This window comes from Armatimonadota bacterium, from assembly GCA_037138755.1.
Classification (GTDB): domain Bacteria; phylum Armatimonadota; class Fimbriimonadia; order Fimbriimonadales; family Fimbriimonadaceae; genus Fimbriimonas.
In genome coordinates this window covers 24,670-39,245 of record JBAXHT010000003.1, presented here as the reverse complement: position 1 = coordinate 39,245, position 14,576 = coordinate 24,670, and the positions used below count along the sequence as shown (strand labels likewise).

15 protein-coding genes and 1 tRNA gene are annotated in these 14,576 nt (G+C 54.2%); 9 read left to right on the top strand and 7 right to left on the bottom strand.

Translation table 11 applies throughout. From position 1 onward, the window contains the following. The first annotated feature begins 21 nt into the window (after positions 1-21). Positions 22-417 (top strand): hypothetical protein, encoded by a 396-nt coding sequence (locus tag WCK51_12475; protein ID MEI7577700.1) that lies wholly within the window; start codon positions 22-24, stop codon positions 415-417. On the opposite strand, the gene WCK51_12470 is transcribed toward WCK51_12475, so the two are convergent. Beyond that, positions 409-849: a GNAT family N-acetyltransferase gene (locus tag WCK51_12470; protein MEI7577699.1), complete on the bottom strand. Its 441-nt coding sequence runs from the start codon at positions 847-849 to the stop codon at positions 409-411. The two genes, WCK51_12475 and WCK51_12470, sit on opposite strands and share 9 nt — an antisense overlap. 22 nt (positions 850-871) lie before the next feature. Further along, on the bottom strand, positions 872-3,520 hold the full coding sequence (topA, locus tag WCK51_12465) for a type I DNA topoisomerase (GenBank protein MEI7577698.1): 2,649 nt from the start codon (positions 3,518-3,520) through the stop codon (positions 872-874). A gap of 131 nt (positions 3,521-3,651) precedes the next feature. On the opposite strand from topA, the gene WCK51_12460 reads away from it, so the two are divergent. From WCK51_12460 to ispF, 3 genes are read left to right on the top strand one after another with little or no spacing between them, the layout of a single operon-like run. Continuing rightward, positions 3,652-5,016, top strand: coding sequence for a transglutaminase domain-containing protein (locus WCK51_12460; GenBank protein MEI7577697.1), 1,365 nt, complete (start codon positions 3,652-3,654; stop codon positions 5,014-5,016). Further along, complete coding sequence (locus WCK51_12455) at positions 5,017-6,180, top strand: PIN domain-containing protein (protein ID MEI7577696.1); 1,164 nt, start codon at positions 5,017-5,019, stop codon at positions 6,178-6,180. Next, a complete protein-coding gene (gene ispF / locus WCK51_12450) occupies positions 6,177-7,307 on the top strand; it encodes a 2-C-methyl-D-erythritol 2,4-cyclodiphosphate synthase (GenBank protein ID MEI7577695.1) in 1,131 nt (376 codons plus the stop codon). The genes WCK51_12455 and ispF overlap by 4 nt, the downstream gene beginning before the upstream one ends. Here the strand turns inward: ispF and WCK51_12445 are convergent. Beyond that, entirely contained in the window at positions 7,297-8,028 is a 732-nt protein-coding gene (locus WCK51_12445; protein MEI7577694.1) for an inositol monophosphatase family protein, read from the bottom strand. The two genes, ispF and WCK51_12445, sit on opposite strands and share 11 nt — an antisense overlap. Positions 8,029-8,095: 67 nt before the next feature. Here WCK51_12445 and WCK51_12440 point away from each other — a divergent pair. The 3 genes from WCK51_12440 to WCK51_12430 all read left to right on the top strand — a co-directional run bounded on the left by WCK51_12440 (position 8,096) and on the right by WCK51_12430 (position 9,675). After that, a tRNA-Gly gene (locus tag WCK51_12440) sits at positions 8,096-8,170 on the top strand. Between the two features lie 72 nt (positions 8,171-8,242). After that, entirely contained in the window at positions 8,243-9,229 is a 987-nt protein-coding gene (locus tag WCK51_12435) for a hypothetical protein (protein MEI7577693.1), read from the top strand. Between the two features lie 95 nt (positions 9,230-9,324). Continuing rightward, on the top strand, positions 9,325-9,675 hold the full coding sequence (locus WCK51_12430; protein MEI7577692.1) for a TMEM14 family protein: 351 nt from the start codon (positions 9,325-9,327) through the stop codon (positions 9,673-9,675). On the opposite strand, the gene WCK51_12425 is transcribed toward WCK51_12430, so the two are convergent. The 4 genes from WCK51_12425 to WCK51_12410 form a co-directional block, all read right to left on the bottom strand. Then, on the bottom strand, positions 9,608-10,297 hold the full coding sequence (locus tag WCK51_12425; protein ID MEI7577691.1) for a ComF family protein: 690 nt from the start codon (positions 10,295-10,297) through the stop codon (positions 9,608-9,610). The genes WCK51_12430 and WCK51_12425 overlap by 68 nt on opposite strands. Next, a complete protein-coding gene (locus WCK51_12420; GenBank protein ID MEI7577690.1) occupies positions 10,260-10,751 on the bottom strand; it encodes a DUF1854 domain-containing protein in 492 nt (163 codons plus the stop codon). The genes WCK51_12425 and WCK51_12420 overlap by 38 nt, the downstream gene beginning before the upstream one ends. Before the next feature lie 78 nt (positions 10,752-10,829). Further along, a complete protein-coding gene (locus WCK51_12415; GenBank protein ID MEI7577689.1) occupies positions 10,830-11,906 on the bottom strand; it encodes a PEP-CTERM sorting domain-containing protein in 1,077 nt (358 codons plus the stop codon). A gap of 136 nt (positions 11,907-12,042) precedes the next feature. Next, positions 12,043-12,318: a response regulator transcription factor gene (locus WCK51_12410; protein ID MEI7577688.1), complete on the bottom strand. Its 276-nt coding sequence runs from the start codon at positions 12,316-12,318 to the stop codon at positions 12,043-12,045. A 196-nt stretch (positions 12,319-12,514) separates the two neighbouring features. On the opposite strand from WCK51_12410, the gene WCK51_12405 reads away from it, so the two are divergent. Together WCK51_12405 and mnmE are read left to right on the top strand one after the other, a co-directional pair. After that, entirely contained in the window at positions 12,515-13,264 is a 750-nt protein-coding gene (locus WCK51_12405; GenBank protein ID MEI7577687.1) for a class I SAM-dependent methyltransferase, read from the top strand. Further along, positions 13,261-14,553, top strand: a complete 1,293-nt coding sequence (gene mnmE / locus WCK51_12400; GenBank protein MEI7577686.1) for a tRNA uridine-5-carboxymethylaminomethyl(34) synthesis GTPase MnmE — start codon at positions 13,261-13,263, stop codon at positions 14,551-14,553. Before WCK51_12405 ends, mnmE begins: the two co-directional genes overlap by 4 nt. Positions 14,554-14,576 lie beyond the last annotated feature (23 nt).

Genomic DNA, 14,576 nt, shown 5'->3' with positions numbered 1-14,576 from the left:
ATTACCGACTATCATTAAGAAGTGGAAATTCCATCTTGGTGGTTGGTGGTCTCTGGGTTGTTTTTTGTAATCAACTTGGTCTTCTTCTGCGTGCTCATTTTTGCGTTACTGAAGGTTTTGGAACTCAGCAAAGAGTTGAAGCCGAAGATCGACCGAATCTCAGACCGGTTGGATTCTATTTCGGCAAAGGTTGATGACATTGCAACCAACGTGCAATCGACGGTGAAGAATGTCGGCGAGAAGACCTCGACCGGTGCTGATTCACTAGCGATGATCGCTCAATTAGGATCCGCCAACTTTGGCCGCTACGCTCCGGCGCTTGCAACGATTGGAACTGTGGTCAAGGCCTTTCAGATGCTCAAATCGGCCGGGATCAAATTACCAGCGATGCCTCGAAGGCGACGCCGATCAAAGTGATTTGAGCATCGATTTGTGAGGCATTCCCACTTCCTCGAACCAGTCGCTTGTACAAACGTAACCTAGCTTCTCGTAGAAAGGGATCGCGTAGTGCCGCGAGCAGAGCGTAACTCGCTCATAGCCAGATTTGATTGCGGCTTGCTCGGTAAACAGCATGATCTCAGTTCCTAGTCCCTTCCCTTGACAGTCTTGACGGACGGTTACCTGCTTGATCCGAGCCAACCCCGGCACTTCCTCGGTCAGAAGCGCATAGCAGAGGATCTCTAGTTCGCCGGTGGCACCACATTCCCCTACGAAGTGCCTCACACTGGCCTCGGCGGCTAACTGTTCTTCCGTATACTCGAGCCCCAGGGGCCACCTTAGAACTTCGCGGCGCAGTTGGACTGCTTTAGCGTATTCCGCCGAGCCATGCTGGATTTCTTTGAGTTCCACACTCATATTCTAGACTGCGGAACTACTTCTTCTTCTTGACCGGTGCCTTCTTTGCCGCAGGTTTCTTAGCGGCAGCTTTCTTGAACGGCTTTCGGGTCGACGGTCCTGCATCGCGTTTACGTTGCAGGATGTCGGCTGCCTCGGTTGCGGTCACGGTTGCGGGGTCCTTGCCTTTCGGTAGGGTTGCGTTCGTTTCGCCGTCCGTCACGTAGGGACCGAAACGACCGCTGAGGACTCGCACGTTACCGGCGCACCCTTCAAGGTTGCCGAACTCGAGGATCGGGCCAGCGGCAGCGGTCTTTCTTGCTCCGAAGGTTTTTGGCTGAGCAAGGATCACTTCGGCTTCTTCAAGCGTCATCGTCGCGCCAGCGCGCCAATCCTCGATTGTTCTTCGCTCTTCACCCTTCTCGACATAGGGGCCAAATTTACCCATCTTGAAGAACACTTCTTTCGAAATTTCACGCGGATAGGAGCAGAGGATATTCAGATCTTCTTGGGATAGGGTTTTGGGATCGGCCCCGGCGGGAAGCGATATCCAGATGGGTTTGACCTTGTCTTCGATCTCTTGTTCGGTTCGTTCAGCTTCCAGGTAGTACCCCTGGCGGAACTTGAGGAGGAGATTCCGTCCAGTCCCAGGGTGGACTCCGATAGATTCGGCCCCTGATGCTTTAGAGTTCAAAAGCTCTACGGCTTTGGCTACCGTAAGGTCAGCCGGAGCGAGATCGTCAGGTACATTGGCGTACTGCTTTTTGTCGCCAAGCTGAAGGAATGCACCCCCATCTTTACCGTTGCGAACGATGATGACCTCGCCAGATTCTGGGTGGTTTCCGATGATCGGAGCGGGGAACGGAATCTGGGTTTTGCGCTCTTCGACCATGGTCTTCAAACCGGGCTTTGCTTCGGTACCGAGGAAGAATGAGTGCAGGTAGTCCTTTGCACTCGCTTTGCCCTCGGAGACTTCATCGAGCGTCTCGTCCATTAGCGCGGTGAACTGATAGTCCATCACCTCACGGAAGTGAACGTCAAGAACCTCCATCGCCATGAACGCTCGCCAAGTTGGGAAGAGAGTTTTGCCTGACTTCCGAACGTACCCGCGATCGACGATGACCGAGATGATCGATGCGTATGTCGAGGGTCGCCCGATCCCGAGTTCTTCAAGCCGCTTGATTAATGTAGCGTCGGTGTATCGCGACGGCGCAGACGTATGGTGCTCAAGGGCGTTGAGATCGAGAAGATCGACGGCTTGGCCCTGTTGCATTCGGGGCAGAAGTTTGTCTCCACTGTCGTCCTCTTCGTCTTGGCCCTCCCTGTACACAGCCAGGAAGCCTGGGTCAAGAATTTGCGAGCCATTGGCTTGAAAGGTGAGGTGTCCGCTGGTGCTATCCACCCCAATTAGGGCTTCCGTCCGCGACACCGTTGCGGGAATCATCTGGGAGGCGACGGTACGTTGCCAAATGAGGTTGTAAATCTTGAATTGGTCGTCAGTGAGGTATCCACGAACAGAAGACGGAGTCCGGTTGACGTCGGTCGGACGAATCGCTTCGTGAGCCTCCTGCGCGTTTTTGACCTTGCTTCGGTATTGGTTAGGCTTGCTCGGCAAAGCCGAAGGATAGTGCTTGCCAACATAGCTTCGAATTCCGCTCAGCGCTTCGCCTGAAAGAGTCAGCGAGTCGGTACGCATGTAGGTGATCAGACCAGTTGTTTCGCCCCCGATGTCGACGCCTTCGTACAACGTCTGAGCGATTCGCATTGTTCGATCTGCCGCGAAGCTAAACTTGCGGTTGGCGTCCTGTTGAAGGGTGGTCGTCATGAACGGAGCAGAGGGGTTCATCCGGCCCTCTTTCTCGGTCAGGCTTTCTACTTCATAAGGCTTGGCAGTCTGAGCTGCGACCGCAAGCTTTGCGGCCTCTTCAGCATTGACCCAAAGGACGTCCGCCTTTGTCTCACCAGTTGTCGGTTCGAAGTCTCTCCCCTCGGCAAGGCGTTTCTTCTCAACCATTTTGAGGTCAGCTGTGAAGGAACCATCTTTCACCCGGAACTGAGCGCGCAAATCCCAATACTCGGCTTCAATGAAGACCCGTCGTTCCTGTTCTCGCTCGACGACCAACTTGACAGCTGGAGATTGAACGCGGCCCGCAGAGAGGTTCTTGGTGACTTTGCTCCACAGTACGGGGGAAAGCGTGTAGCCGTAAAGGCGGTCAAGAATCCTGCGGGTTTCCTGGGCTTCGACCAGATCCATGTCGATCTCTCGCGGTTCCTGAATAGCCTTTTGAATTGCTTCCTTGGTGATTTCATGGAATGCTATTCGACTGATCTTCACCTTTTTGGCGGGGTTCAAGGCTTCGAGAAGGTGCCACGAAATCGCCTCACCTTCTCGGTCTTCGTCAGTCGCTAGGATCAGTTCTTCTTTCGACTTCAACGCGTCTTTGAGCTTCTTGACTTGGGCTGCCTTCTCAGCAGGCACTTCGTAGAACGGCTCGAAGTTGTTATCAACGTCGACCCCGTAATCGCTCCACCACTTCTTCTTGAACTCGGGCGGAAGACCTCGGCCATTTGGCACCAGATCGCGGATATGTCCGATGCTCGCGAGCACCTCGTAATCCTTTCCGAGGTATCCGCCGATGGTTTTCGCCTTTGCAGGCGATTCCACGATGACCAGTTTGGTTGCCATAAATTCCTTTTGAGTCTACGTTGCCGCGATAGATATGATGCCGCGTTTGCGGGGACACCGTACCCAGTTTTGATAAAAGGTTGCAATTCTTTGGAATGCTTCGGGCCTGCGTGTGCGTCAATATAGGGTCTATGGTCACATTGTCTCTTGCCGCCGGGATGCTGGAAGCTCAATATTTTGGGGTCTATTTGCAGGGTCAGCGAGTCGGCTATGCGCTCTATGAAACGACTCGGACGGTATTTGCCGGGAAGAGTGCTGAGCGCTCTCGGTCCTTGACCGTTCTAAAAATTGGCCTAATCGGCTCCGAAGTCGACATGAAGATCGACTCGGAGACAATTACTGTGGCAAATCGACCTCTTAGAATGAGGTTCCTGACGTCCAGTGCGGGAAGGACGCAAACCGTTGAAGCTCGATTTTCAGAGACTTCAATTGAGGCAAGCATCAACAACGGAGGGACCCTGTCGAATACGACGATCCCCCTGCCTAAGGACGGTCGCATCTACGACGATCCAATTACTGCGCTTCAGGCTCAACCCGGGATCGCCGGCAAGGAATTGAACTTCTATATTTTCGATCCTTCTTCCGTCGCCTTGATGAAGAACCGAGCATTCTTTGGCGAAAAAGAGGATATGGACGGAGTATCGATTGCTCCCGTCATCGTCGAGGATCCTCGGCTGACGACTAAGATTTATCTTTCCGGAAAGGGAGATATCGTCAAAGTTGGGACCTCGATTGGTGTCGAAATGAAGCCTCTGAGCAAAGCCCAAGCCTTGGAGGAGATAAAAAACACCGGGACAAGGCCCGATCTGGCTGAAGTAACTGCGATTCGACCGACTCCAACACTTAACAACCCCCAAACCACAAAGTTTCTTAAGCTCAAGGTTTCGGCGGAGAATCTTCGGGGGATGCCGAGCGGCGACTTCCAAAAAATTGAGAAGTCCGATTCTGGTTGGACAGTCAGCATTACACAGCCCCGAGCCGAACCCTCCAAGTCGATATCCGAATGTGCGAAAGCGCAACCGACGTGGCTCAAAGCGAGTCACCTGATCCCGAGCGATAACCCCAAAATGGTCGCCCTCGCAAAGAAGATCGTTGGGTCCACGACAGACACTGCAAAAGCGGCGGAAAAGATTCGGACGCACGTGAACTCCATCATGACTCCAGACGCTGGAATTGGCATTCTGCGCGACGCGAACGAAGTTCTGAAAACGCGGGTTGGAGTTTGCCGGGACTACGCGATCTTAACCGCAACTTTATGCCGGGCAGCTAAACTTCCAGCCAAGCTTGCAAGTGGCTTGGTCAGCTTTGACGGAACCTTCTACTACCACGCATGGGTTGAAGTGTTCACAGGATCGAAGTGGGTTCCGTACGATAGTATTCCAAGTGCACCGGAATTCAGCGCAACCCATGTTAAACTATCTGAAGGAAACGTTGACACGGCGTTTGCGTTTACCGTCTTATCAGGCGCAAAAATCGAAGTGTTGGAGCAGAAGTAGATGAGTGAACAAGAACGCAAACCTCGAAACGTGAATCCACAAAAGCGACGTTCGCTGCTCCAATGGCTGATCTTGGCAGTGTTTTCCACAAGTTCGGCTCTGCTGTTTGCCCAATTTGGTCGTGAGTGGCTGGAAATGGGCGGCAATTGGGTTGCAGGGCGACTGGGAGCATCATCTGAGAACACTTACAAAGCACCAGAAGGGTTCTTTGGCTTGTTACCGCTTGTTGGCGCCGGAGTGCTTGTTGGCTGGTTCGTAGCGACGCTGCTGATGCGCATTGTTGAAAAGCTGGGCGCTCGCTGGGACAGCACAGATGATAGCGAAAAGCTCACCTGGTTCTTCGGGACGATTATTGGCTTCCTCGTCGCTACGTTCTTTATCAACTTCTTCCTCGCGATCATTCCTAACAAGGTCGTTGTCGCGCTGGCCGTTGCTGGAATTGGATTCCTGTTCACAGCTCTTTCGGTGTATGCGCTCCACACGATGAAGGAGTCGCTGCCCTGGTATCGAGGTAAGGTTCGCGCTCGCCGCACCGGGTTAAAGATCCTCGACACAAACGTCATCATTGACGGTCGCGTTTATGATGTCGCCCGGGTCGGATTTGTTGAAGGTCAAATCTACGTCCCCCAGTTCGTTCTGGAAGAGCTTCAGTACATCGCAGACAGCCATGACGCGCTACGCCGCCAGCGAGGGCGACGCGGGCTTGATATCCTGAAATTGATGCAGGCTGAGTTCAATATTGAGGTTGGTCTGCATGATCGCCTGGCGCCCGATCAAGGAGACGGGGTTGACTCACGACTCGTTCGTTTGGCGACTGCTCTCGGTGGAGACTTGGTGACGAACGACCACAACCTTAATCGGGTAGCAACTCTGCAAGATGTTCGAGTACTGAACATCAACGACCTAGCACTTTCGCTCCGCCCGAACGTGCTCCCCCAGGAAACCCTCGAACTCAGCATTGTTCGTGAAGGAAATCAGATTGGACAGGGCGTCGGTTACCTCGAAGACGGCACGATGGTCATCGTCGAAAACGGACGTGGTCACATCGGAGAAACTCTTGAGGTGATGGTTACCCAGGTCATTCAAACTGAGCGTGGAAAGTTGATTTTTGCCGAGGTTGAGGGCGAGCCGGTTGACGGTCGAGCTCGAAAGCCGCGCCGATGATGAAGCTGGGAGCGGTGATTCTTGCCGCTGGCTCGGCCCAGCGGTTTGGTTCCGATAAGCTCGCGATTCTGCTAAAAGGAAAGCCTGTCTGGTGGCACTCGTTTGTTGCCTTTCGCGACCATCCACTGATCTCCGAAGTTCTCGTGGTTAGTAGTGATGCGAACTTCACTTCGGTCAAGCAACTAGTTGGAAACGAAGGCGAAGTGCTGTTGGGTGGCGACACCAGGCTCGCATCGACGGTAGCCGGACTTTGGAAAGCCTCGCAGATCGGGTGTGAGGGAATCATGTTCCACGATGGGGCTCGCCCTTTTGTCTCTGCAGAAGTCATCTACCGCGTCGCTCAGAAGATCTTTGAGGGCAAGGCGGTCGCTGCCGCTATTCCGGTAGTCGACACCATCAAATCCGTAGACGGTCCCGAGATTGATGAGCACCTGGACCGATCGCATCTCGTGGCAACTCAAACTCCACAGGGAGCGCCAATTGAAATGTTCTCTCTGGCGATTACCCAGGGAATCGAAGGAGTAACTGACGACGTCGAACTCTTATCAAAAGCCGGGTACCGTACTCACCACGTCATGGGCGACCCCGCTAACTTCAAGATCACGACTCCGGAGGACTTGGCCCGTGCTCGGGCTCTGCTCGGGACGGAGAGCCGGACAGGGCTGGGTTATGACATCCATCGATTCTCAACTGACGCGGCGCGTCCGTGCTGGCTCGGGGGTGTTCTATTTCCTGGAGAGATTGGGCTCGAAGGACATTCAGACGCGGATGTCGTAATTCACGCCGTCGTCGACGCACTTCTCGGTTCGATCTCCGCTGGCGATATAGGCCAGCTTTTCCCCAACGATGACCCAGCCAACAAAGACCGAGCGTCCTCTGATTTTCTCGTTGAGGCTGTTCGTCGTGTTCACACCTCCGGCTGGACGGTGAATCACATCGACATTGCGATCCAAGCTGAGAGGCCAAAGATCATGCCTCGGGCCACTGATATACGAGAAAGACTAGCCCAGTTGGTCGGCGTCGAGGTGGAACGAATCAGCATCAAGGCGACCACAAACGAGGGCCTTGGTGCAATTGGACGCGCCGAAGGCATTTGTGCGTTTGCGACGGCATCCGTCAGTCGTTAACGAAACCGATTCGCCAAGCTTTGCCGATCTTCTGATCGGACAAAAGGTCTTTCTCATCCCATACTGAGCTATCGCAGTATCGCGCATCCAAACCGATTTCTCGGGCTGCCAGAACTGTGGCGGCTACGTCATATAGCTTCTCATTCATTCCATAGAGGCTCTTGAACCATCGGCGCACCGTAAACGCTCCATCGACGACAAACGCTCCGCAGAGGCGAGGTTTACCGACCACCGCTCCGTCCAGCTGACGAAATGCAGAGTCGTTAACACTGATCAGTTCGTGAGGCAAAGTATCTGTTGGCTCGAGAACCGGAAGGCGCTCACCGTTCCAGAATGCGCCGCCGCCTCGTTCTGCGCAGAGCTCAAAACCCAGTTCGGGAAGCACGATACATCCGATCTTCAGGCCTTCCGCATCCTGCAAAGCAACCGAGATTCCCCACAGGGGATTTCCCGAAGCGTAATTGGAAGTTCCGTCGATCGGATCAACCAACCAGATTCCACCGGCCGACATTTCTTCCCACCCGAGTTCCTCACCCCAAAAGCTGGACCCTTTGGCGAGTGCGGGAAGCGTGCGTCTCAGAGCTTTCTCAACTGCAACGTCCGTTCCAGTGACGACACTCCCGTCACCTTTAATCTTGATCTCAGACCGAAGCGAGGTCGACTTTGCGAACTCCCCTTGCTCACGAACGATTTGCAAAAGGGAAGCTAAGTCGGGACTCATTAGCAATGATTATGACTGCAACGCTTGACCTGCCGCGTTAAGACCGGGGTAACATATTGATCCGCGAGCGGGCATAGCTCAGTGGTAGAGCGACTCCTTGCCAAGGAGTAGGTCGCGGGTTCGAATCTCGTTGCCCGCTCCATTTTTGTGTCTGAGCATCGGTTTTTGAACTTTCTTGGAACCGTTTGATCTATTACAAATCGTAATAAGTGTGATGATCACTGCGATTTGCGTTCTTACTCTCCTCGCCCCAAAGGTCGTTCCAACCATTCTCGTTCTCAACAAGGCGGAGAATACGGTTTGGTTAATCGACGAGAAGTCTGGAAAGCCGAGAGCAAAGTTGCCCACCGGCCCAAATCCGAACGAAGTGATGGTGTCGCCCGACCAGAAGACGGCTACCATCAGCGATATGGGCGGCGGCCCTGGAGGACCAGGAAAGACTCTAACTTTCGTAGATATCGAGAAAGGCGAGATCAAGAAGACCGTCAATATTGAGCCAAACGGCGCCCCACACGGCATTCAATGGTTAAGTAATGACCGTCTTGTATTCACTTCTCACGTATCGGATTCTATCAACGAGTTCGACGTCCCGAGCGGCAAAGTTTTGCGAACAATGCCTACACAACAGAAGGGCACTCACCTTGTCGTTTTCGGAAACGATAACAAGAACGCATTTGCCGTCAACGCCTTTTCCGGAACGATAACAGCCTTTGACTTCAGCGCAGGCAAGATCACGAAACAGATTGTGGCGGGGAACAGAGCGGAGGGCATCTCAATCTCTCCCGACGGATCGTATATCGCTTGCGCCAACGTCGGTGGAAATGACACGAGCATCATCGATACTCGCTCGCTCGAAGTAATCCACACGATCAAGGACACGCCCGCCGCGATCCGAACCATCTTTACCGCCGACGGAAAACGACTCGCCATCTCCTGCGTCGGCTCAGGTGTCGTCGAAGTGTTCGACACCACAAAGTGGACTAAGACGGCCACCGTCGAGTTAAAGCAAAGACCAATTGCGAACAAAGATTACGGAAACCAATGGCCAGCCCCTATGAACTTTTGGCGTCGCAAGAATGGCAACCTCCTGGTCGTCCTAGTCACCTCCCACGCTATCGCAGAAATCAGCTCAAAGACCTGGAAGGTTGTCAAAACCTACGACACCGGCGGAATCCCCGATGGCATGTGCATGGCTGAGTAAGTAGTTTGTAACATAGAGTGTGAGATTGAACAAGAAAACGCAATCGGAAGAGAGAGCGATTCAACTGCCAACTTTCACCTAGTAAACTCCCTTGCATGACTAAAACAATCAACGCGGCGGTCGTCGTCTACGCTATTCTGTGCATCGGCCTAGGGGTTGAGGCTTATATGGCAAAGCAATCCCTTCCGTCACTGATGGGTGGAGGGGGAATCGGCGTGCTAGAGCTAGTTTCGTTGTTTGTTTGGACCAAGAACCCCCGCGCTGGTCGCATCATGTCCCTCCTAGTTGCGCTTGGTGGAATGGGACGGTTCATCAAGCCATTCTTTTCCGAAGGCAAAGTCTATCCTGCAGGAGTCATGGTCATCGCCTCGCTTGTGCTTATTGGTCTTCTGCTCGCTGGTCATATGCAGGCGATGCAGGCGAAGCGGGATAGTCCCTCCGCTTAGCCGCAAAGCAACCTACTCCAACGTAGCTGGCGCCGGCTTTTTTGAGCGCGCGAGCGCACTCGCTCGCCGTGGCTCCAGTGGTGAAAACGTCGTCCACAAGAAGAACTCGACAACCCTTTGGAATCGACAGAGCCTCAAACGCCCCTTCCAGATTGTTCGCTCTCTCTTCAGCATTCAGATGAACCTGAGGTGTTGTTCTTCGAGTCCTCACCAAGCCCTCTCGAACCATAGAATCCGGTAGTCGGGAGCAGAGTGCCACCGCTTGGTTGAATCCGCGCCACGCCAGCCGCGAACGATGAATCGGAACCGGAACGATGAAATCTACCGAGGCGAAATGCGCCGTATAAACATCCAAAACGTCCCCCGCCATCCGATGTCCCAGCGCAGTTTCGCGATGATACTTAAGAGCCTTGACCATCTCCGCCGCCGTCTGCTCATAAGCATGAAAAGCCCATACTTCGTCGACAAAAGCAATCGGCTGGACGAAGTGGAGTTCCTCTCGAATCAGCTCTTGCTGACATTGGTCACAAACGACATCGAAGCCAACAAGTCCGCACACGGCGCACTTCGCCGGATAAATCGCACTAAAGAAGCTGCTCAATAAGGACTTGGCTTCTTTCATCAAGCTCATCCAGGTTCAATATCTCGTACCGTCCGCCGTCAACGCTTGTGATCTGCCACCGACCGGGAGTCAGCTCGTGGGCATTATCTCGCCAGTTTCTGACGTAAAAGTCAGACGGGCCCCGGGTAGTTTCGACATCAAACCACCACATTGAGGCGTCGTTTTTGAGTGCTTTAATTCGGGTGATGGCGGGGGTGAAGTAACGACGGTCTAGCTCTTCGTGAGCGAGCTTTTGAGATTCGTTGTCGAGAGCCGCAAGCGACTCGATAATCCCAAACTCCTTGTTATCCTCATCTCTTACCGAGATGAACGATTCGGTATGAGACAGAGGAAACGCCCGAACAAGACGCACATTCTCGACCCATGCGCCATCAATCTCGACATCCAAAAACAACGATCCTTCGCGACGGCGAAGTTCTAAGTTTGATGGATCAAGATAAGTCAGCCGAGACATGCAACAAAGTATGCCCGAGAGCACAACGAAAGTGCCCTGCTCCAAACATGGAACAGAGCACGATTCCTGCCCTCGACATCAGCGTGACTTGCGTCTTCGGGTTAGAACTCCAAGACCGAGGCCAAGTACAGCCAGGGTCGCAGGTTCCGGAACTACCTGAACCAGGTCTACCCCCATCACAACTTGATTTGCGCTGGTGGTAAAGGACCAACTAGGCGAAATCACTGTGGTGGCCGTGTCCGCACCATCCAATGCAACCAGAGTACTCGTCACGTTGGTGGGCCGTCGGGTCGCATAAACCGAAGTGCTGGTTCCCGTCTCGTAGAGCGTCAGATAGCGAGTAGCGACATCACTGATCCTTGTCGCCGCACCGGTGAACGCCGACGAAGTGCTGGTTCGAGAGAGCCGATAAACTCCCGCGCCTGGCGTCGTCCCGGCATCTGCAGCAAGATAAAGGTTTAGTCCGTCCGAACTAAATGCGAAATCAGCAATACCGATGGTGTTTGCGGCAGTGGACCAAGATGCCGCATTTCCGGTATTGGTGGTCTTCATAAACCCACCGCCCGAACCATTGATTGAGTAGAACACTTCAACGCCGGGTCCAACTTGTGTAAACCGAATGTTGGTATCCGTGCCAGAAACAAACGTTGGCGTCAGATTTCCAGTGACGCCTTTCATCACCCCTGCCGTGCTCATCGCAGCGAAATAGGTTGATCCATCCGAAGTCGCAACACTTCGAATGTTCCCACCTGCAATAAAGTCACTAAACGTAATCCCACCCGTTCCGTAGTCCACTTGCAGGGCTCTCTTTGTGGCAAGATTCCCCAGGCTTCCAGTCCCGACCGCCGCGGAATAGCCACCCAATACGGCCTTGCCGTTGTAACTGTTGAGTCCGCCTTCCGACACCGAGTTGCCCGTCAAAACAATTCCGTTTTGCCGCGTGGAGGCATTAAATGTCAGATCCCAAGCTTTGCTCGTCAGCAACCCGGTCGCTCTGTCAATCTCGACGATTTGGGTCTTTGCACCCGTCGCACCGAGGGCGGTAGTTCCATCCCCGACAAGGACAACCGCGAGATTGCCGGTCGAAAACTGGGCAAATGCGCCCGACGAAAGGACAGCCCCAAGAGCAAGCACGCCGACACGTAATAACATCATCGCTAGATTACTCGCTGCTATTTCTGCTGTAAATGGCCCACAGGAGGATTGGCAAAATTACCAGGCACCCACATGCAAAAAGTGCCCTCCACCGAGTGGTAGAGAGCACGTTCGCGATTGAACAATCAGTCGTGGATCAAGCGTCGCCGCGAGCATGGCCGAAGCTTGGCTCGAACGGAATCAGACCCAACCTAGTTGCGGCGCGGAACGCCTGCACTCGGTTGTTAACCTGAAGCTTGTCGTAAATGTTGGCAAGATGAAAATCAACAGTTCGCTTTGAAACATACAGAACGTCAGCCGCTTCCTTGCTGCTGTGACCCTGTGCAATCAAACTAAGAACTTCAATTTCTCGTTTTGTTAATCGAACCGACCGGCTTGCGCCTTCAGTTCTTACAGTCGTTGTTATTGGCATAACCCACCCCTCACTTTCTCTTTCAACCGCCTTCACAAAGTTCTTTCCACACGGCGGAGTGATATTTGAGATGGAATTTGATAAATATCACAGCTAGGTGTACTGCCAGGTAAGAACCTAGCAGGATTGCTGGGGTGCCCATTCAGGTTATTGGAATCGCTACTCGGTTCTTTAGAGGTCTGGTAGCCTCTTTCGTGTGAGCGCACAGACCTGGGATCCGAAGCAATATCGAGAAAATGCCGGATTTGTCGCATTCTATGGTGCATCCGTATTGGACTTGCTTGGAGACGTTTCGGGACAAAGAATTTTGGATTTAGGGTGCGGAGACGGAGTTTTGACCGCTTCGTTGGCTGAAAAAGGGGCTTCAGTCCTAGGCATCGACTCTTCTGCCGAGATGATTTCGGACGCAGTTGGGCGTGGTTTGGATGCATCAGTGATGGACGCGACGGCCCTTTCGTTCGAAAACGAGTTCGATGCGGTGTTTACGAATGCGGTCCTCCACTGGATTCGGGACCATGATGCCGTTCTCTCTGGCGTTCATCGCGCACTGAAGCCTGATGGCCGATTTGTCGGCGAGTTTGGCGGGCACGGAAACATCGCCGCCGTTCGGACTGCTCTTCTCGCCGGGGTCGCACGGCTGGGCTACGACATAACTGACCGATACCCCCACAACTATCCCACCGAAACTGCATTTCGGCAGCGACTCGTTATGGCCGGTTTTGAAGTCGAGTCCACTGAGATCATCCACCGTCCAACACCGTTGCCAGAAGGGGTTCGCGGCTGGTATGCCACCTTCGGAAAATCTGCCCTCGCGGGACTGAGCCCCGAAGAGGCCGAAGAAGCCGTCGCGCACGCCGAGTACCTCCTACAACAGTCGCTTTGCGACGACCAAGGAATCTGGATCGCGGATTATGTGCGCTTGAGGTTCGTAGCCCACCGGTCATGACTCCGTTCGACACCATCTGCGCCCCCATCACTGCCCCCGGCGGAGCCGTGGCCATCATCCGTCTAAGCGGGCCTGAAGCCTGGCAAGTTGCCGAAAAAGTCTTCAACAACTTCCCCGCCCACCCGGCGTCTCACCGCGCCTACTACGGAACGTTCTCCCACGGCGACGACGGCCTCATCCTCCTCTTTGCCGCCGGGCACTCCTATACTGGAGAGGAATCCGCCGAGCTCAACGTCCACGGCTCCCCCGCCTCGGTCACCCTGCTGATCCAACAACTTGAAAAGAACGGAGCCCGCCTCGCCCGCCCCGGCGAATTCACAGAAAGAGCGTTCCTTAACGGCCGCCTCGATCTGTCCCAGGCCGAGGCCGTCAATGACAGCGTCCGAGCCATCACAGATCGTCAGTTATTAGTTGCAAATGACCTTCGTGATGGCGGATTGCGCTCCTCCGTAAACTCCGCGAGCGAACACCTCGTCTCCGCTCTAGCCGCAATCGAGGCAAGCGTCGACTTCAGCGAGGAAATCGGCGAAGTCGACACACAAGCCCTTGGCAACAGACTCTCTGACGTTGCTACTATCCTCAACCCGTTGATTATCAATGGCCAACAAGGTCTATTCATCCGCGAGGGAATCCGAATTGCTATTGTCGGCCCGCCCAACGCCGGAAAGTCTTCCCTTCTCAACCGAATCCTAGGCATCAACCGCGCCATTGTCACCGACATTGCTGGCACGACACGCGACTACGTGGAGGAGACCTGCGTTCTGGGCGGATTCCAGTGCAACCTCATTGACACCGCCGGCCTGCGCGAATCCGGAGACCAGATCGAGGCAATCGGAATTCAGCGCGCCCGGGCGATGGCCGCCCAAGCCGACCTCATCTGGTACGTCTTCGACGGCTCCCTGGGCCTGACTGCGGAAGACCAGAATGAACTCACCCAGTTCAACGCCCCCGTCGTTTTGGTCGCTAACAAAGCCGATCTGCACAGTTCGGAAGAGGGGATACTCGTCTCGACCTACACCGGAGCCGGACTAGATCAGCTCGTCAGCCAACTAGAAAAGTGGTCGGGAGACCTGAGCGGCCTCGTACCCAACCGCCGCCACACTGAGCACCTGGGCGCCGCGATGACCTCCGTCAAAACCGCTCTCCTCGGCCTCGCCGCCAATCACCCCCCCGACCTTCTCGTCACCCACCTCCGCTCCGCCCTCCATGAGCTGGGGCTCATCACCGGCGAGACTGCTGATCAGGACCTCTTGGAGCGAATCTTCCGCGACTTCTGCATCGGCAAGTAACCCCGACGTCAAAAGCTCCCGGT